The 17,721-nt window shown below is 71.2% G+C and carries 20 protein-coding genes and 1 riboswitch; of the genes, 7 read left to right on the plus strand and 13 right to left on the minus strand.

Features of this window, described 5'->3' with window-relative positions; all coding sequences use genetic code 11:
* Positions 1 to 4: 4 nt before the first annotated feature.
* Positions 5 to 466, minus strand: a complete 462-nt coding sequence (locus AB0J66_RS39530; protein WP_364672252.1) for a helix-turn-helix domain-containing protein — start codon at positions 464 to 466, stop codon at positions 5 to 7.
* Positions 466 to 1,287: an enoyl-CoA hydratase/isomerase family protein gene (locus AB0J66_RS39535; protein ID WP_364672253.1), complete on the minus strand. Its 822-nt coding sequence runs from the start codon at positions 1,285 to 1,287 to the stop codon at positions 466 to 468. Before AB0J66_RS39535 ends, AB0J66_RS39530 begins: the two co-directional genes overlap by 1 nt.
* Before the next feature lie 121 nt (positions 1,288 to 1,408).
* Here AB0J66_RS39535 and AB0J66_RS39540 point away from each other — a divergent pair, with 121 nt between their 5' ends.
* Positions 1,409 to 2,122, plus strand: coding sequence for an SDR family oxidoreductase (locus AB0J66_RS39540; protein WP_364672255.1), 714 nt, complete (start codon positions 1,409 to 1,411; stop codon positions 2,120 to 2,122).
* A gap of 285 nt (positions 2,123 to 2,407) precedes the next feature.
* Here the strand turns inward: AB0J66_RS39540 and AB0J66_RS39545 are convergent, their stop codons facing one another.
* From AB0J66_RS39545 to AB0J66_RS39560, 4 genes are read right to left on the minus strand one after another with little or no spacing between them, the layout of a single operon-like run.
* The gene (locus tag AB0J66_RS39545; RefSeq protein ID WP_364672257.1) at positions 2,408 to 3,295 is read right to left on the minus strand and encodes a phosphotransferase; all 888 of its coding nucleotides are present in this window, start codon (positions 3,293 to 3,295) and stop codon (positions 2,408 to 2,410) included.
* A 31-nt stretch (positions 3,296 to 3,326) separates the two neighbouring features.
* Positions 3,327 to 4,259 carry an NADP-dependent oxidoreductase gene (locus AB0J66_RS39550; protein WP_364672259.1) on the minus strand — a complete coding sequence of 311 codons (933 nt, stop codon included), beginning with the start codon at positions 4,257 to 4,259 and terminating at the stop codon, positions 3,327 to 3,329.
* A 16-nt stretch (positions 4,260 to 4,275) separates the two neighbouring features.
* Positions 4,276 to 4,725: a nitroreductase family deazaflavin-dependent oxidoreductase gene (locus AB0J66_RS39555; protein ID WP_364672261.1), complete on the minus strand. Its 450-nt coding sequence runs from the start codon at positions 4,723 to 4,725 to the stop codon at positions 4,276 to 4,278.
* Positions 4,726 to 4,737: 12 nt separating this feature from the next.
* Positions 4,738 to 5,328: an NAD(P)H-dependent oxidoreductase gene (locus tag AB0J66_RS39560; protein WP_364672262.1), complete on the minus strand. Its 591-nt coding sequence runs from the start codon at positions 5,326 to 5,328 to the stop codon at positions 4,738 to 4,740.
* An 85-nt stretch (positions 5,329 to 5,413) separates the two neighbouring features.
* On the opposite strand from AB0J66_RS39560, the gene AB0J66_RS39565 reads away from it, so the two are divergent.
* Together AB0J66_RS39565 and AB0J66_RS39570 are read left to right on the plus strand one after the other, a co-directional pair.
* The gene (locus AB0J66_RS39565; RefSeq protein WP_364672264.1) at positions 5,414 to 5,932 is read left to right on the plus strand and encodes a MarR family transcriptional regulator; all 519 of its coding nucleotides are present in this window, start codon (positions 5,414 to 5,416) and stop codon (positions 5,930 to 5,932) included.
* A gap of 46 nt (positions 5,933 to 5,978) precedes the next feature.
* Complete coding sequence (locus AB0J66_RS39570; RefSeq protein WP_364672265.1) at positions 5,979 to 6,854, plus strand: helix-turn-helix transcriptional regulator; 876 nt, start codon at positions 5,979 to 5,981, stop codon at positions 6,852 to 6,854.
* Here AB0J66_RS39570 and AB0J66_RS39575 read toward each other — a convergent pair.
* From AB0J66_RS39575 to AB0J66_RS39590, 4 genes are all read right to left on the minus strand, one after another.
* Positions 6,848 to 7,600, minus strand: a complete 753-nt coding sequence (locus AB0J66_RS39575; RefSeq protein WP_364672266.1) for a DUF4142 domain-containing protein — start codon at positions 7,598 to 7,600, stop codon at positions 6,848 to 6,850. The two genes, AB0J66_RS39570 and AB0J66_RS39575, sit on opposite strands and share 7 nt — an antisense overlap.
* Before the next feature lie 114 nt (positions 7,601 to 7,714).
* On the minus strand, positions 7,715 to 8,221 hold the full coding sequence (locus AB0J66_RS39580; protein ID WP_364672268.1) for a MarR family transcriptional regulator: 507 nt from the start codon (positions 8,219 to 8,221) through the stop codon (positions 7,715 to 7,717).
* On the minus strand, positions 8,218 to 8,685 hold the full coding sequence (locus tag AB0J66_RS39585) for a hypothetical protein (protein WP_364672269.1): 468 nt from the start codon (positions 8,683 to 8,685) through the stop codon (positions 8,218 to 8,220). The genes AB0J66_RS39580 and AB0J66_RS39585 overlap by 4 nt, the downstream gene beginning before the upstream one ends.
* Complete coding sequence (locus AB0J66_RS39590; RefSeq protein WP_364672270.1) at positions 8,685 to 11,129, minus strand: molybdopterin oxidoreductase family protein; 2,445 nt, start codon at positions 11,127 to 11,129, stop codon at positions 8,685 to 8,687. The genes AB0J66_RS39585 and AB0J66_RS39590 overlap by 1 nt, the downstream gene beginning before the upstream one ends.
* A gap of 176 nt (positions 11,130 to 11,305) precedes the next feature.
* On the opposite strand from AB0J66_RS39590, the gene AB0J66_RS39595 reads away from it, so the two are divergent.
* Positions 11,306 to 12,583, plus strand: a complete 1,278-nt coding sequence (locus AB0J66_RS39595) for a GDSL-type esterase/lipase family protein (RefSeq protein ID WP_364672272.1) — start codon at positions 11,306 to 11,308, stop codon at positions 12,581 to 12,583.
* 63 nt (positions 12,584 to 12,646) lie between these two features.
* A complete protein-coding gene (locus tag AB0J66_RS39600) occupies positions 12,647 to 13,012 on the plus strand; it encodes a BlaI/MecI/CopY family transcriptional regulator (protein WP_364672273.1) in 366 nt (121 codons plus the stop codon).
* Positions 13,013 to 13,019: 7 nt separating this feature from the next.
* Here AB0J66_RS39600 and AB0J66_RS39605 read toward each other — a convergent pair whose 3' ends face one another.
* Positions 13,020 to 13,652, minus strand: coding sequence for a VTT domain-containing protein (locus AB0J66_RS39605; protein ID WP_364672274.1), 633 nt, complete (start codon positions 13,650 to 13,652; stop codon positions 13,020 to 13,022).
* A gap of 377 nt (positions 13,653 to 14,029) precedes the next feature.
* A riboswitch (cyclic di-AMP (ydaO/yuaA leader) is annotated at positions 14,030 to 14,157 on the plus strand.
* Between the two features lie 6 nt (positions 14,158 to 14,163).
* Between AB0J66_RS39605 and AB0J66_RS39610 the strand changes: the two genes are divergently transcribed.
* Positions 14,164 to 15,000: an NlpC/P60 family protein gene (locus tag AB0J66_RS39610; RefSeq protein WP_364672275.1), complete on the plus strand. Its 837-nt coding sequence runs from the start codon at positions 14,164 to 14,166 to the stop codon at positions 14,998 to 15,000.
* Positions 15,001 to 15,066: 66 nt separating this feature from the next.
* Here the strand turns inward: AB0J66_RS39610 and AB0J66_RS39615 are convergent, their stop codons facing one another.
* Entirely contained in the window at positions 15,067 to 16,230 is a 1,164-nt protein-coding gene (locus AB0J66_RS39615) for a PQQ-dependent sugar dehydrogenase (protein WP_364672276.1), read from the minus strand.
* 74 nt (positions 16,231 to 16,304) lie between these two features.
* Here AB0J66_RS39615 and AB0J66_RS39620 point away from each other — a divergent pair, with 74 nt between their 5' ends.
* Complete coding sequence (locus AB0J66_RS39620) at positions 16,305 to 17,126, plus strand: SAM-dependent methyltransferase (RefSeq protein ID WP_364672278.1); 822 nt, start codon at positions 16,305 to 16,307, stop codon at positions 17,124 to 17,126.
* 2 nt (positions 17,127 to 17,128) lie between these two features.
* Here the strand turns inward: AB0J66_RS39620 and AB0J66_RS39625 are convergent, their stop codons facing one another.
* Complete coding sequence (locus AB0J66_RS39625) at positions 17,129 to 17,680, minus strand: hypothetical protein (RefSeq protein WP_364672280.1); 552 nt, start codon at positions 17,678 to 17,680, stop codon at positions 17,129 to 17,131.
* Positions 17,681 to 17,721: the final 41 nt, after the last annotated feature.

The raw sequence follows: 17,721 nt of genomic DNA on the forward strand, positions 1-17,721 counted from the left end.
CTGCTCAGCGATTCGGATATCCGTTGTGGTGCACCACGTCGATCTTCTCGTCGGGCAGCTGCCGGCCGTCCTCGTCGACGAAGGCGACCCGAACCGGCTTGCCGGTACGGCGATCGAGCCGCTCGGTCGAGGGACCGGACGGCCACGGCAGGTTGCTGTCGCCCCACAGCTGGAGCGCACCGATGATCACGTGCAGCTGCCGGCCGGCCTGGGTCAGGTGGTACTCGTCCCTAGCCCGCTCGCCCGGCTCCTGGTAGGTGTGCTTCTCCATGACGCCGTACTCGACCAGAGTCGCGAGGCGGTCGGCCAGAATATCGGGGCCCAGGCGCAGCGAGTCCCGGAACGACTCGAACTTGGTGATCCCGCTCAGCGCGTCTCGGATGATGAGCAACGTCCAGCGCTCCCCGAGCACGGCCAGACTGCGGGACACCGAGCAACTGACCCCAGCGAACTTGGCGATGGCCATCACTGCTCTCCGTCCACGAGGTAGCTTCCGAGCCGCAGCTCGGTGTCGCCGCGCTGTTGCAGGCCGAGCTCGAGCAGGCGCTGAGTGCGGGCCTGGGTCTCGGGGCGGGCGACCGACGTCCAGAAGGCGTCCATCTGGGCCGGAAACTCGGATTCCGGTGGCAGCGACACACTGTCCACGAAGGCCTTCATCTCCCTCAGCGCTCGGACGTCGAAGCCGGCCAGGCGAGCAACGAAGCGGTCGACGAACGCGGTGAACTCGGCATCGGGAATCGAGCGGTTCACGTAGCCGTAGCGTTCGGCCAGGTCGGCGTCGTAGTCGTCGGCGCCCGCCAGGATCTCCAGCGCCCTCCCCCGGCCGACCAGGCGCGGTAGCCGGGTGGCCGGGCCACCGCCGGGGACCGCGCCGGCGCCGACCTCGAACTGCCCGAGCACGGCCCGCTCGCGGCTGGCGAACCGGATGTCGGCGGCCAGAGCGAACTCGCTGCCGGCGCCGCGCGCCCGGCCACGCAGGGCAGCGACGGTGATCTGCGGCAGGCGGCTGAGCCGGACGAGCACGTCGAGCCACGGGTGCAGGCCGGTCGGGCCCGGCGGCAGCGCGTCGGTCAGCGCCGGGTCGGCGGCGATGTCCCAGTGGGCCAGGAAGAACTCCGGGTCGGCGCTGTCGAAGACGATCACGGCGAGGCGATCGTCCGTCTCGGCCTCGGTGAGCAGCTCCTGGAGCTGCCGGACCAGGTCGGCGTCGATCAGGTTGATCGGCGGGTTGGCGAAGGTGACCCGCCACAGGGACGGCGATCCTCGATTGATCCTCAGGGTGCTCATCCGCTCACCATAGCGGCTAGGTTGGTTTTTACAAGTTAGGTGAGGCGTCCACCACTTCCGATGGGCGAACGGCCCAGCCATTGCTAGGTTGCATTTACCAACTCAGCACAGGAGGGCCCTCATGGCCAGCATCAAGGACGCCGTCGTACTGGTCACCGGCGCGAACGGCGGTCTCGGGCAGGAGTTCGTCCGGCAGGCCCTCGAGCGCGGCGCGGCCAAGGTCTACGCCACCGCCCGTACGGCCCGGGACTGGAACGACGACCGCGTGGTGAGCCTGCGCCTCGACGTCACCGACCCCGGCTCCATCGCCGCCGCGGCCGGCGCCGCCCGCGACACCACCATCGTCATCAACAACGCCGGGATCTACACCCACGGCGACACCATCACCGGCACCTCGATCGAGCGCATCCGCGAGATCTTCGAGACCAACTTCTTCGGGGCCATCCAGGTCAACCGCGCCTTCGCCCCGATCCTCGGCGCCAACGGCGGCGGCGCCTTCCTCGACGTGCACTCGGTCCTGAGCTGGCTCGGCGTCGCCGGCGGCTACAGCGCCGCCAAGGCCGCCTTCTGGTCGGCCACCAACTCGTTCCGCGTCGAGCTCGCCGCCCAGCACACCCAGGTCGTCGGTCTGCACCTCGGCTACACCGACACCCCGATGATCTCCATGGTCACCGACGAGAAGAACGACCCGGCCGACATCGTCCGCGCCGGCCTCGACGGCCTGGAGAGCGGCGAGCACGAGGTCCTCGCCGACGACCGGGCGGTCGCCGTCAAGGCCGCGCTGTCCGGCAGCATCGCCGACCTCTACGGCCTCACCACCGAGAAGACCTCGTGACGTTTCACCGCCCGCGGGCCATCGACGCCTACTTGGAGGCCTGATCGTCGCGGCGGGCAGGGGGTCTTCACGGTCTCGCCCTGGATGGGGCCGGGGGTCCAGGACCGGACGGACAGCTGCCAGGTGTCCAGCTTCCACGCCGAGCGGTTGTAGATGAAGTAGCAGTCGGTGTCGCCGGCCGCGCGGTGCACGGTTGCGAGACCGCCGCCGCATGTGTCGGGACGCCGACCCGCCCGGCGCAACGCCTGCGGGACCTCGCCCTCGGTGGCGGCGCGGCCTTCCGGATCAGGCGAGGGCGAGCAGCCACTCCGCGTTCAGGGCCACGTCGTCCCAGCGGTCGCGGGTGGCGCAGTAGCCGATCGAGCCCAGGCCGATGTGCAGCTGGTACGCACGCAGCGCCGCCGGGTCCGGGTTCCAGCGCCGGCCGATGGCCGCCTCGATGTCGACAGTGGACCATTGGGGATACCAGCCCCAGCAGTACAGCAGCCAGGCGGCGTCGTAGAGCGGGTCGCCGAAGCCGGCGCTGCCCCATTCCAGGATGCCCGAGATCCGGTCGCCCTCGGCCAGCAGGTTGCGGTTGAGCAGGTCCTTGTGGAACATCCGGCGCTCGTCGGGCAGGCCGGGGACGAGCCGGCGCAGCGTGGCCAGGCCCCGCTCGAACGGCTCCAGACCGACGTCGCTGGCGGCCAGGGCGGCCCGCCAGCCCGGCACCCGCGGCGTTTCCTGGTCGACCGCGAGCAGGTATTCCGGCCAGGAGCGGTACGGCGCGGCCCGGGACGGCGCCCAGATGCCGTAGCCGCGGCCGCCGATCTCGATCCGGCCGATGGCGTCCATGACGTCGAACAGGTCGGGCAGGACGGCGGCGATCTCCCCCGCGTCGAGGTCGTCGAGCGCCGTGCCGGTCCGGCGCTCCGACACGGCGTACGCCCACCCGCCTGCCTCACCGCGGACGGTGACCGCCGGCACCGGCAGCAGGCCGCGCGCCGCCGTGCCGACGGTCTCGTCCTTGACGAAGTCCCCGCCGTGCCGGCTGACCCGCAACACCATGGCCCGGCCGTCCACGGTCAGCGCGTACGCCGTGGACCAGGCCCCGGCGGCCAGCGGCGCCGGCACGCTCGCCTCGCCGAGAACGGCCCGGGCCACGTGATCGGCGACGCGATCGGGATTGTCCATCGGGCCACGGTAGCCACGGGCACGCTCCGGCTCAGCTCGGGTCGGGGCGGAGCCGGACCACCCTCTTGCCGAAGCCGTGCCGGGTGGCGACATCGATGTAGGCGCGGGCGATGTCCTCGAGCGGATACTCCGCTTCGATGGGCACGGACAGCCGGCCGGCCGCGATCAGCGTTTGCAGCTCGCTCCAGATGGGCGGCGACATGGCGTCGCCGTTGCCGCGGGCCTGCACCCCGTAGCGCGCGACGGCGGCGTAATCGGTGATCGTGTTGATCCGCTCCGGTGGCACGCCGAGGGCCAGGGCGAGCTCGACGTAACCACCGCCGAACGTGTCGATGACCGCGTCGACACCGCCCGGCGCCATCGAGCGGAGCCGGGCTTCGAGGCCCGGCCCGTACTCGACCGGTTCGACGCCGAGCTCCCGGAGCCGGGCGGCGTTCCCGGCCGAGGCGGCCCCGATGACCCGGGCGCCGGCCAACCGGGCCAGCTGAGCGGCCAGCACCCCGACGCCGCCCGCAGCGGCCGAGACGAACACGGTTTCCCCGGCGGCCGGGGCGACGGCGGCGACCGTGGCCCAGGCGGTGGCACCCGCGGCGGGGATGGTCGCGGCCGTCGCGAAGCCCAGACCGGCCGGTTTCGGTGCGGTCGCGGCGGCCTCGACGAGCGCGAAGTCGGCCATCGCGCCGCGCTGGGCGAAACCGACCACCGCGTCACCGACCGTGAAGCCGGTGACCTGCGGGCCGAGGGCGGCCACGACCCCGGCGAAGTCGTGGCCCATGCCCTGCGGGAACTCGGCCGGCCAGGTCGTCGCGAAGGCGCCCTCCCGGATGCCGACCTCGGCCGGGTTGAGCGACGCCACCACCACTTCGACGAGGACCTCCCCCGCCGCCGGCCGCGGCCGGGGCGCCTCGACGAGCGTGAGCACGTCGGGTCCTCCGTACCGCGTGAATTGGACCTTTCTCGGCATGACCGCCGCCTCCCTGTCAGACGCCGGGCGCGCGTTCGAGCACGAAGATGGGCATCTTGCGCTCGGTCTTCGTCTGGTAGTCCGCGTAGTCGGGCCAGACCAGCAGCGCCCGGTCCCACCACAGTTGGTACTCGGCGCCGTCGACCTCGCGGGCCACGTAATCGTGCTTGGCCGCGCCGTCCTGCAGCTCGACGTGCGGGTTGGCCTTCAGGTTGAAGTACCAGGACGGGTTCTGCGGGGCGCCGCCGAGCGAGGCGACGACCGCGTAGTCACCGTTGTGCTCGACCCGCATCAGCGGCGACTTGCGCAGCCGGCCGCTTCTGGCGCCGACGCTGGTCATGATGATGATCGGGCCGCCGGCCGGGTTGGTGCCGGTGTCGCCGGCGCCGTCGTTGGCCTCGAAGGCCGCGACCTGGTCGCGGGCGAGCTCGAACGAGCCGGGCGCGTACTCACCGTTCAGGGGCATGGCGGCCGCTCCTCAGGCGACCGGGGCGAGGGCGGCTTCGCGGACGGTCCGCAATGCGCCCGCCCAGCTCTCGAGCTGGTCGAACAGCAGCTGGGCGCTGCCGGCGTGCATGTCGGCCGGCTTGAAGTCGGTGAAGTTCTCGAAGTCGGTGAACAGCGAGAAGCTCAGCTGCTGCTGGACGTGGGCCACCTGGAGCTCGCTCATCACGCCGCGCAGGTGCTCGATGGCCCGGGCGCCGCCGACGCCGCCGTAGCTGACGAACCCGGCCGCCTTGTTCGTCCACTCGTGGTAGAGGAAGTCGATCGCGTTCTTGAGGACGCCGGAGGTGGAATGGTTGTACTCCGGGGTGACGAACACGTAGCCGTCGTAGCCGGCGATCTTGCTGGCCCACGCCTTGGTGTGGTCCTTGGAGTACAGGGTGGGGCCGGCCTTGGCCGAGACCGGCTCGTCCAGGTGCGGCAGGGGGTAGTCGGCCAGGTCGAGCAGCTCGTACTCGGCGGCGTTGCGCCCGGCGGCCTGGGCCAGGACCCAGTCGGCGACGACGGCGCCGTTGCGGCCCGGGCGGGTGCTGCCGAGGATGACGGCGATCTTCAGGGCGGACATGCCAGCTCCTTCGGTTACGTGAAAATTCATGTGTCACCGTAGCAGGCCGACACGTGAACGTTCATGTGACGCTAGACTCGGCGTCGTGACAGCGGAGGAGCCGACGTGGCTGACCACGGACGAGATGCGCGCGTGGCGCGCTCTCCACGCGGCCGTCGTCGTGCTTCCGATCGCGCTGGACGGGCAGTTGCAACGTGACGCCCAGATCAGCCATCTGGAGTACTACGCCCTGGCCGGCCTCTCCGAGCGGCCCGACCGCACGCTGCGCCTCAGCGACCTCGCCATCCTGACCGGGGCCGAGCTCTCCCGGGTCTCCCACATGGTCGCCCGCCTCGAGAAACGCGGCCTCGTCCTGCGCCGCCCGGATCCGAACGACGCCCGGTACACCAACGCCGTCCTCACCGAGCAGGGGTGGGAGAAGGTCCGGACGGCCGCGCCGGCGCACGTGGCCGCGGTGCGCAAGCTGCTCTTCGAGGGCCTCGACGCCGCCGGGCTGCAGCAGCTGCAGAACGCGGCCGACCGGATCGTGGCCGCGCTGAGCCGGACCGACCTGCCGCTCGCGCCGACGATTCGCAAGGCCCTGCACCCCACCGATGACCGGTAATGACAGACCCTCCCACCCCGCTGACCCCGGACGTACGGTCGGGGGCATGGACCACCGTGCCGAGATCCGCGACTTCCTCACCACGCGCCGGGCCCGCATCACCCCGGACCAGGCCGGGCTGCCCGCGTACGGCACCAGCCGGCGCGTGCCGGGGCTGCGCCGGGAGGAGGCTGCGATGCTCGCCGGGGTCAGCGTCGACTACTACACCCGCCTCGAGCGCGGCAACCTCTCCGGTGTCTCCGAGAGCGTCCTGGAGGCCCTGGTCCGGGGTCTGCAGCTCAACGAGGCGGAGCGGGATCACCTGTACGACCTCGCGCGGCAGGCCAACAACGGTCCGCGCGCCCGGGCCTCGCGGCGCCGCACCACCGCCGACGTCCGGCCCGCCGTCCAGCAGCTGCTGGACGCCATGACCGGGGTGCCCGCCTACGTCCGCAACGGGCGCCTGGACATCCTGGGGGCCAACCAGCTCGGCCGGGCCGTGTTCGCGCCGGTCTTCCGGAACAGCGCCGGCCGGCCCAACCTGGCCCGGTTCACCTTTCTCGACCCCGCGTCCCAGACCTTCTACCGCGGCTGGGAGCGCCTGGCCGAGGACGTCGTCGCCCTGCTGCGGGGCGAGGCCGGCCGCGACCCGTACGACAAGGACCTGACCGACCTGATCGGCGAGCTCTCGACCCGCAGCGACCGGTTCCGTACGTGGTGGGCCGCGCACGACGTCCGGCTGCACCGCTCCGGCGTCAAGCACCTGCACCACCCGCTGGTCGGCGACCTCGACCTCAGCTACGAGGCGATGGAGCTGACCGCCGACCAGGGGCTGCGGCTCAACGCCTACAGCGCCGAACCGGGCTCACCGCACCAGGATGCCCTCAACCTGATCGCCAGCTGGGCCGCCACCGCCGACTCCCCGGCGCATCGGCGTCAGTAGCGGTAGCGGCGACGGCGGGGCCGGCGGCGCGTCGACATGGTGCGCCAGGTGAAGAAGGCGCCGACGGCCAGCGCCGCGGCGAGGACACCGATCACGAGGCCCTGGTTCGAGCGGGCGGGCTGGTCGGCGCCGGCCGTGGCGAGGGCGGCCGGCTTGACCGCGGCCGAGGTGGCCGGCGCGGGTGGCGGCGCCGTGGGCAACGCCTGGTAGTCGACGATGCCGCTCGACTCCAGCAATGTCATGTGGGTGGCGACGAACTGGTTCGCCTGCTGGGCCAGCTTGCGGACGGTGTCGTTGCGGGTGCTGCTGCGAATGGTCGCGATGGCCGGGAAGATCTTGCCGTGGGCCGCCCGCAGCCGGTCGATGTAGATCCGGTCGAACTCCTCGCCCTCGGCGTCCCGCATCTCCCCCAGCCAGCCCTGCTGGTCGGCGTTCGGCTGGTCGGGCACCTTGATGCCGAGCTTCTTGGCGGCGGCCCGGTCCAGCCGGTCGAGGACGACGTGCTGGGCGGCGATGTCCTTGCCGATCTGCCGGATCCGGGGGTTGCGCGACTTCTCCTGCGCCATCTGCCCGGCCGGGATCTCCCACAGCCCGGCCAGGCGGACCTTGACGACCAGGTCCTTGTCGGCCGCGGTGATCTCACCGTCGTTCGTGTCGGTGATCAACTCACCCGGCGGCACCGGCACACCGGGCTCGGCCCGCGCGGGTGACCGCAGCGGATCGAGCAGAACCACAACCAGCGCCATGAGCACCGGACCCCACAAGCGACGCCGCCACTGCACGAGAACCTCCCGACACGTTGACACCCTGGCAGGCAATACGTAGGAGAGCGGCCTACGGATCAGCGCCGGCGGCGCCGGTCACCGGGCGTCGTCGCGGTGGGCGTGCCAGCCGAGCCACCAGTCCTGCTCGCCGACCTCGCCGGCGGCCTCGGCGAAGGCGGTGAGGGCCTCGGTCACCGCCGGCTGCCACAGCTGCGCGGTCGCGGCCACGAGGCGTTCCAGGTCGGCACGGCGGCGGGTGATGACCTGCTCGACGATGTCGTGCCCGGCCGGGGTGAGCCGGACCCGCACGACGCGGCGGTCCGCCGTGGAGCGCAGCCGCCGGACGAGGCCCTTGCGGGTCAGCCGGTCCAGCATCCGGGTGCCGGTCGAGGGGTTGACCTGGAGTTCCTCGGCGATGTCGATACCGCGTTGCGGGCCGCGCACGGCCAGCACGACCAGCGCGCGGAACTGCGGCAGCGTGACCTCGCCGTCGACGGCGGCCAGGGACCGGGCGGTCAGCCCGACGAACGCGCGGCTGGCCAGCATCAGCGCCTGCACGGCGGCCTCGTGGGCGCCGGGCGGGGCGGGTGGCCCGGCGCTCATCCGGCGACGATCAGGACCTGGGGCGCGGCGGCCTTCATCCGGGTGTTGAGCCAGGACAGCTGCCGGCTCGCCTCGCCCGACGCGCTCTCGCAGACCTCGATGAGCTCGGTGTCGCGCAGACCCTGAGCCGCCTGATGGATGGCCGTCCAGGTGGTCTGCACCAGCGTGCCCAGCACGTGCAGGTCCTGCAGGTCGCGCAGCAACCCCAGCGGGCCGGAGCGGACCCCGGCCAGGCCGTCGGCGTGCAGCCGCTCCGGTTCGTCGACGTCGCCGGTCTCCCGCTCGCCGTAGCGGGCGACGATCGGGGCGAGGCGGCGGACGTGCTCGTCGCTCATGGCGGCCAGGGCCGCACATATGAACAGCACGTCGGGATGCTGGGCGTGGCCCTGGCCGACGACCCGGAACGACTCGGCCAGCGTCCGCTCACCGTGGTGGGCCAGCGCGAGGTAGACCGTCAGGTACATCAGGCCCTCCCCGGGTCCAGGGGATAGTGCGGCGTCGGGACCAGCCGGCTGACGGTGGGCGCACCGCCCGCGGTGGGCGGAACCGCATCGGGGACCGCGGGGGCCGAGGCGCCGGTCGTGGGGGCCTTCGCCGGGCCGTCGCCGGCGCGGAGCCGGACGACCCGGCAGGCGGCGGTCTTGAAGTACGGCTGTTTGGAGACCGGATCCCAGACCGTCATGGTGAGCTCGTTGGCCTGCCCCGGCCCGCCGTAGTGGAACGGGGCGAACACCGCGCCCGGCATGACCCGGCCGACCCGCGCCTGAACCTCGATCGCGCCGCGCGGCGACTCGACCCGCACCACGTCACCCTCGCTGATGCCCAGCTGCTCGGCGTCCGCACGGGAAAGCTCCACCCACGGCTCCGGGGCGGCCTCGCGCAGCGACCGGGAGCGGTGGGTCTTCGTCCGGGTGTGGAACTGATAGACGGTACGGCCGGTGGTGAACAGCAGCGGATAGTCCTCGCTCGGCCGCTCGTGCGGCGGCGTGTAGGCCGCTCCCTTGAGGAAGGCACGCCCGTCGGGCCGCAGCGCCCGGTGCTCCTGCTCGGTCACCGCGCCACCGGTCAACAGATCGTGGCCGTACGTCTCACAGGTCTCCGTCGCGGTGGGGAACACGGCGTCGGCGTACAGCCGGTCGGTCCCGTCCGGGGCCTGTTCGTTGACCGGCCACGGGATGCCGGTCGGGCCGCGGAGCTTGCCGTACGACAGCCCGGTGTAGTCGACCGGGCGGCCCCGCGTCGCCGTCCGCCAGGCCTCGAACGCCTCCTCCGGCGTCCGCCACTTGATCAGCGGCGCGCCGCCGGCGTCCCGCAGGTCCATCGCGTCGGCGTAGGCCAGGAAGATCTCCAGGTCGCTGCGGGCCTCGCCCGGCGGGTCGACCGCCTTCTCCGACAGGTGCACCGTGCGGTTGACGTTGGTGAAGGTGCCGGTCTTCTCACCCCAGCCGGCGGCCGGCAGCACCACGTCGGCCAGCTCGGCCGTCTCGGTCCGGAACAGGTCCTGGACGACGACGAAGCACTGCTCCCCGCCCAGGATGCGCCGGATCCGCGGTGACTCGGGCATCGAGACCGCCGGGTTCGTGGCGGAGATCCACAGGAGGCCGATCGAGCCCTCCTCGGCGTAGCTGAAGATCTGCATCGCGTGGGTCGGCGGTGCCCAGTGCGGGATGACGAGCGGGTCCACGTTCCAGAGCCGGGCGAGCTCGCCGACGTGCTCGGGGTTGTCCCAGTTGCGGAAGCCCGGCAGGTCGCCGTCGGCGCCGCACTCGCGGTTGTTCTGCGCGGTCGGCTGCCCGTTCATCTGCAGGATGCCGGAACCGGGCCGGCCGATCAGGCCGCGCAGCAGATGCAGGTTGTTGACGGCGACGGAAGACGCGGTCGCCTGATGCGACTGGTAGAAGCCCTGCAGCACGGTGGAGAGCACGTCGCGGCTCTCGCCGAGGATGCGGGCGGCCCGGCGAAGCTCCCCCGGGTCGATCCCGCAGATCTCAGCGACCGACTGCGGGGTGTACGGCTCGACGACCGCCCGCAACTGCTCGGCGCCCATGGTGTGCGCGGCGACCCAGTCCTCGTCGACCCACCCGTTCGCGAACAGCTCCCGGGTGAGGCCGTTCATCAGCGCCAGGTTGGTGCCCACCTTCGGCGCCAGGTGCACGCCGCCGGTCCGTACGGCCTCCTCCGCCACCGGCGTGCGGCGCGGATCCACGCAGACCAGCACGGGCGGGTCGGCCCCGTGGGTCCGGTCGAGGATCCGGGCCCACAGCACGGTCTGCGTCTCGGCCATGTTGTGCCCGTACAGGAAGATCGCGTCGCAGTGCTCGATGTCGGTGTACGAGCCGGGCTGCCCGTCGGCGCCGAAGGACTCCTTGAACGCGGCGGCGGCCGTCGCCGTGCACAAGCGGGTGTTGCCGTCCATGTGCGGCGTGCCGATCCCGGCCTTCCCGATCACCGCCAGCGTGTAGTACTCCTCCAGGAACAGCTGGCCGCTGGTGTAGAAGCCGTGGGACAGCGGGCCCTTCTCGCGCAGCAGTCGCTGCGACTCGCGCACGACGCGGCCCATCGCGGTGTCCCAGTCGGTCTCGACCAGCCGGTCCCCCTCGCGGATGAGCGGCCGGGTCAACCGGTCCGGTGAGCCGGCCCAGGCCGTACTGCCGTAGAGCCCTTTCGGCCCGAGCCGGCCGTGGTTCACCACATCGCCCGCCCGGCCCCGCACCCCGACCATCCGGCCGTCCTTGACCGCGATGTCGCAGCCGCAGCCGTTGCTGCAGAGCAGGCAGGCGCTCTGCACCCACCGGTCGACCTGATCCTCGCTCAGCCCCGCGTCGAGATGCTGATCCACCCGCGCCGGCCACACCGTGCCCTTCGCGTGCGGCGTCCGCTCGCCCCACAGGTCCGCCACCCGGTCCATCCGACGTTCCTTCCGCAGCCGTCTGCGAGCACCGTAACCGCTCATCAGGGGCCTCGTAGCGCACGAGTGCACTGTGCAACCTTTGCGAATGACAAAAGGTGGGTGAGGCGGATTACCTGCGGTCGTACAACTAGCGGGGCTCCCGGGTAGTTGATCAGGGCCGTACTGTGGTCGCCGTGAAGTGGACTGGAAGTACAAAACTCCTGGTTGCGACCGTTCTGGTGGTTCTTGTGGCGGCAGTGGCCGTGGGGGTGTGGCGCATCTCGTCGGACGACGGGAAACAGACCGCCGCGCCGGAGGCCCCCGCCTCGGCCGCCGCGGTGGCCGACACCACGCCGATCGACCCCAAGACCCCCTGGACCGGCACCTGGGCGACGGCCATGCAGGACGGCAAGGGAGAGGGCTTCCAGCAGGAGACGCTTCGGCAGGTGGTTCGCACGACCGTCGGCGGCGACGCCGTACGCGTCCGGCTCTCCAACGAGTTCGGCACCGCCCCGCTCCCCGTGAGCGCCGTCCACCTGGCCAAACACACGGGCAAGGGCACGATCGACGAGAGCACCAACGCCCCGGTGACCTTCGGCGGCGCCGACTCGGTGACCATCCAGGCCGGCAAGACCGTCGTGAGCGACCCGGTGGCGTACAAGCTGGCCGCCGGCACCGACCTGGCCGTCAGCGCCTACGTCCCGGAGAAGGTCACCTCGGTGACCCAGCACGAGTCCGCGAACCGCGACAACTACGCGGGCTCGGGCAACCAGAGCACCAAAGCCGAGCTGTCCGGGATGCGCTCGTTCTACAGCTACTACTTCCTCGCCGGCGTCGACGTCCAGAACCCGAAGGCCGAGGGCGCGGTCGTCGCGCTCGGCGCCTCGATCACCGACGGCTACGACTCGACCTGGAACGAGAACCGCGGCTGGCAGGACGTGCTCGCCCGGCGGCTGACCGGCGAGGGCCGCGCCATCGGGGTGCTCAACGCGGGCATCAGCGGCAACTCCTTCCTGCAGGACGGCAAGGGCCGCAGCGCCCTCAACCGGCTCCAGCGCGACGTGCTCGGCCAGCCCGGCGTCAAGTGGGTGATCGTCGCCGACCTCGGGATCAACGACCTCGGCGGCGCCGACGCGTCCGGCGGGTCCCGGCTCGTCACCGGCCTGAAGCAGCTGATCAAGCGCAGCCACGGCGCGAACGTCAAGGTCCTGTGCGGAACCCTGGTGCCGTACGCGGACTCGGAGAGCTACAACAGCACGGGCGAGGCCGGCCGGAAGACCTTCAACACGTTCGTCCGCTCCAGCGCCAGCGGCTGCGACGGCGTCGTCGACTTCGACGCCGCCGTGCACGACCCGGCCACCCCGACCCGGTGGAGCAGCCGCTTCGACCAGGGCGACCACATGCACCCCAACAACGCCGGCATGGAGGCCATGGCCGCCGCGGTCGACAGCAAGCTCCTGGCGACCGCCTGACCGTTGCGGGGTCCGAGCAGATCGGACCCCGCCGCGGCTATCCTGACCGCGGAGGTCAGGACGGTGACGACGAAGGGCGGGCGGCGGACGCCCGGCAGCCTCGAAGCGGCGGCCATGAGCGTGCTGTGGGCCGCCCCGGAGGCGATGACCGCGGCCGAGGTGCAGGAGGCGCTGGGTGGTGGCCTCGCCTACAACACCGTGCAGACCATCCTCATCCGGCTGCACGACAAGGGAACCGTCCAGCGGCGCCGCGCCGGCCGCGGGCACGCCTACTGGCCGACCCAGGATGCCGCCACCGCGGCGGCGGCGCAGATGAGCGCGGCCCTGGCCGCCCGCCCGGACCGGCTCCGGGTCCTCCAGCAGTTCGTCGGGACGCTGGACGAGGCGGACGCCGCCCTGCTGCGGCAGCTGCTGGCCGACGAGTCGTGACCCGCCCTCATCGGCCGGCCCGGGCCCGTCGCCGGCCGCGCAGGAGCTCGATGCCGACCGGAATGACCGACACGGCGACGATGCCGGCGAGGATGAGTTCGATGTTCGACTTCACGAACGCGATCTGCCCGAGGAAATAGCCGAGAATCGTCACCCCGCAGCCCCACAGCGTGCCGCCGATGACGTTGAAAAGCAGGAAGGTGCGGTATTTCATGTGGCCGGCTCCGGCCACGATGGGCGTGAAGGTCCGCACGATCGGAACGAAACGGGCGAGAACGACGGACCGGGCGCCGTACTTCTCGAAGAATCCACTGGCCCGGGTCAGATTCTCGCGTTTGAACAGCCGCGAGTCCGGCCGCCGGAACAGCGACGGCCCGAAGCGGCGGCCGAAGAGATAACCGAATTGGTCCCCGGCCACCGCCGCCATCGACACCAGCAGGCACATCAGCCACAAGGGCTGCTTGAGGTACGTCCCGTCGGCCACCAGAAGCCCGGCGGTGAACAAAAGCGAGTCGCCGGGCAGAAAGAAACCGATCAGCAGGCCCGACTCGGCGAAGACGAGCGCCAGGATGCCGAGAAGGCCGAAGGTGGAGATCAGGTGTTCCGGGTTCAGGAACGAGGGGCCGAGGGCTGCGGTCATCAGATGGCGTCGCCTCTTCCGGAAAGTAAAAACCTACACTTTGTAGGTGTTACCAGCCTCGCCGGGCCTATCCCTCGACCGAGAATTGTGTGGCCTTTTTCACTGGTCGACTTACACCTCTTGTAGCAGATCAATAACTGCTTGTCATTTCAACTGCAAGAAACCGGGCACTCAGCAATGTGCCAACTACTTTGGGTAGTCTTTGCTGCTCGGAGGGAGCGGCGGAATTGGTGTAGCAAGATGGGGCCGACCGCAGAGCGGGCCGGCTCGCGACGAACCGGCTCACGCCGAGCCCTACCCCGGTCGGTCGTCGCGACCATGAGCGACACCACCACCGCGAAGGCATACGGGGCAGGGACGGGGGAACCACCATCGGCTCTTCGGCGCCACCGCACCCGGTGCGGGCGGCGTGGCGAGGGCCTTGGGGTGAAGCCGCCCCCGGCGGCCGGGCAACCTTCCCGCCCGAACCCGACAGCTAACCTCGCAGGCGTGCCGGAAGGATGTTTCCACCGTGCACGAACACAGTTCGGGCCGGCGCCGCATGTCCGTCGGCACCGGCACCATCGCACTGTCCCTGGGTCTCTGCCTCGGCGCCGGCCAGCTGGTCGGCACTCCGGGCGCGGTCGCCGCGGCGGGCCCGGCCCCCACGGCGCACGTCTCCGCGACGAAAGCCGCCGCGGCCAAGAAGAAGGTCTCCATCCGGACCACGTACAGCGCCCGGTCGTTGACCGCCGGCAAGTCGGTGCGGATCACCGCGACCTACCGCAACCCCGCCACCGGCGCGGCGATCACCTCGGGGGTGGTACGCCTGCAGGCGTACCGGAACGGCAAGTGGCACACCTGGTTCGCAAAGCGGTTGACCAGCAAGGGAACGGTCAGCTTCTCGGCCGCGCCGAAGGTGACGGGATACTTCCGCACCTCCTACACCGGCAACGCCGTCTTCGCCGCGCACGTCGGCCGGAAGATCAAGGTCACCGTGATCAGGCCGTCGTCCGGGAAGGGGGCCAAGATCCTGGCCGAGGCGCGTCGGCACGTCGGCGCGCTCTACCTCTACGGCGCGGCCGGACCGCACCGGTTCGACTGCTCCGGCTTCACGATGTACGTCTACCGCAAGTCGGTCGGTGTCAAGCTGCCGCACAAGGCGCATTCGCAGCAGCGGTACGGCCGTGGCGTCAGCAAGTCGGCCAAGAAGCCCGGTGATCTGCTGATCTCGCGCCGGGGTTCGTACGGCTACCACGCCGCCATCTACGCCGGTAACGGCTACATCTACGACTCGCCGCACAGTGGCGCGCGGGTCAGCAAGCGGAAGATCTTCAGCTCCAACTACGTCGTCCGCCGGCTCGCCTGACCCCGGAGCGGCGGACCGGGCCGGGAGGCGTACGGCGTTGTACCGCCTCCCGGCCCGGCCGCAAGCTCACTCGAAACGCACCCGGCTCAGCCACCCGGGGTAGTCGCTCAGCACGTACAGCTCGCCCTGCACGTCGACGCCGAAGGCGGTCGGCTGGGTCGGGAAGTTGCCGATGGTGGCGGACTCGTAGCCGCCGCCGGGCCTGGGGCGCACGGCGAAGGCGAGGGTCGAGCAATAGTCGCTCGCGATGTAGGTGCCCCGCGCCTTGGGGGTCCGGGAGCCCCGGTAGACCACGCCACCGGTGACCGAGCAGCTTTCGGTCATGTAGTGCGGGTACTCGAAGACCGGGTCGACGTACTGCACGCCGGGCCGGCACTGCTCCTGGTCGAAGATCGGGGTGCCCTCCTTGCAGGACCAGCCGAGGTTCGCCCCGCCCTGCCACGGGCGGATGTGGTTGATCTCCTCGACCAGGCCCTGGCCGACGTCGCCGATCCACAGGGAATTGTCGACGTCGATCGAGAACCGCCACGGGTTGCGCAGGCCGTACAGCCAGATCTCGGGCCGGGCGCCCGGCGTACGAACGAACGGGTTGCCGGCGGGCACGCAGTAGGGCTTCGGGCCGCAGGCGCGGTTCACGTCGATCCGTACGATCTTGCCCAGCAGGGTGCCGAGGTCCTGGCCCGACTTGAACGGGTCGTTGGCGTGCCCGCCGTCGCCGGTGGACCAGTAGAGATAGCCGTCGCGGCCGAACGCCACCTGCCCGCCGTTGTGGTTGCCGTACTCGGCGTGCTCCTGGGTGAGCAGCACCTGCAGCCGCTCCGGGGCGCCGAGGGGCAGGCGGGCCAGGGTCAGCGCGCCGGCGGGCCGGCTGGTGTACGCCACGTAGAGCAGGCCGGTCCGCGCGAAGTTGGGCGCCGGCGTGATGCCGAGCAGGCCGCGCTCGTTGTCCGACGTGTCGACCAGGGCGGTCAGGTCGAGCACCGGGTCGGCGGCCAGACCGGTGTCGGGGTGGTAGGCCCGGACGGTGCCCTCCTTCTCGGCGATCAGCATCCGGCCGTCGGGCAGCCCGGTGATCGCGACCGGGCGCCGCAGCCCGGAGGCGACCTGCTCGGACACCACGCTCAGCTCCGTCAGGGGCGCCGGGCGAGGAGGGGCCGCGGCGGCGGCCGAAGGGATCAGAACGAGCAAGCCGGCCAGCAGAGTGACCGTACGACTACGCCTTCGCGGCATGCTGGACTCCGTTCACATGGGTGGGGGACGGGTTACGATCTACCGCCTGATGTCACGGATGACAGGGGATCCTGGTGAGTGCCGACAGCGCGGACATTTCTGAGCGTCTCGATGTGACCAAGCCGCACCCGGCGCGACGGTACGACTACTGGCTCGGCGGCAAGGACAACTTCCAGGCCGACCGGGACGCCGCCGAGGCGATCGCGGCCGTCTTCCCGCACATCCGCACCGCCGCCCGCGAGAACCGCGCCTTCATGCAGCGGGCGGTGCGATACCTGACGGCCGAGGCGGGGGTGCGGCAGTTCCTCGACATCGGCACCGGCCTGCCCACCAACGAGAACGTGCACGACGTCGCGCAGGGCATCGCGCCCGAGTCGCGGATCGTCTATGTGGACAACGATCCGCTGGTGCTCGTGCACGCGCGGGCCCTGCTGACCAGCTCCCGCGAGGGCGCGACTGCGTACATCGACGCCGACGCCCGGAACCCGGAGAAGATCCTGGCCGACCCGGCCCTGCGCGACACGCTGGACTTCTCCCAGCCCGTCGCGCTGCTGCTGGTGGCGCTCTTGCACTTCGTCGAGGACCACGAGAACCCGTACGAGATCGTGAAGCAGCTGGTCTCGGCCCTGCCCGCCGGCAGTTATCTGGTGCTGTCGCACGCGACCTTCGACCCGCTCGACGAGCAGACGATCGCCGCCATGAACGCGGTCAACCAGAACATCCGGCCGCTGTTCTCGCCGCGCCCGCTGGCCGCCGTCGAGCGCTTCTTCGACGGTCTCGACCTGCTCGAGCCGGGGATCGTGTCGGTCTCCGACTGGCGGCCCGGACCCGGCCCCCGGCCCACCCCGGCCGAGGCGACCGGCTACGGAGCGGTCGCCCGGACGAGATCGAAGTAGGGTCAAAGGCCGGCCGCCTCGTCGTAACGGCGGCGCAGCTCGGTCATCTCGGCCGAGCTCAGCGCCTCCTTCTGGGCCAGTTCCGCGTACGGGCTGGGGAACATCTGGCGCAGCCGGTCGATGAAACGGACGTCGGCGGTCGCCTCGACCGGCCGGATCCCGGGCGGGTCGGCCGACATGTCGACGATGACCGGGCCGGCCAGCTTGACCGCCACATCCCAGGGACTCTTCGGCTCGGCGACGCCGCAGAGATGGAAGGCGTAGACCGTACGGACCGCGGTGAGCTCGGTGGCCGTGGAGGGCTCGAAGCCGTACAGGTGGACCCCGCAGATCACCGGAGCGGTGATCGGCGCGGCGCTGTGGCCGGCGTGGTTGTGCTGACCCGGGTCCGATTTCTCGAGCGTGCCGCGCAGCCGGTCGGTGAGCTGCGTGCGCAGGTCGGGCGGCTTCGCCTCCGAGCCGGACGCGTCGCGCAGGACGAACACGCCGGCCGACGCGGCGAGCAGGATCGCCGCCACCCCGGTGTAGCGGTTGCGGTACCAACGGGAAGTCATGATGACCCTTCAGCCCGGCCCGGGCGCCGGTTCGGCGGCCC

Source organism: Actinoplanes sp. NPDC049598 (assembly GCF_040675435.1).
In the GTDB taxonomy this organism is placed as follows: Bacteria; Actinomycetota; Actinomycetes; order Mycobacteriales; family Micromonosporaceae; genus Actinoplanes.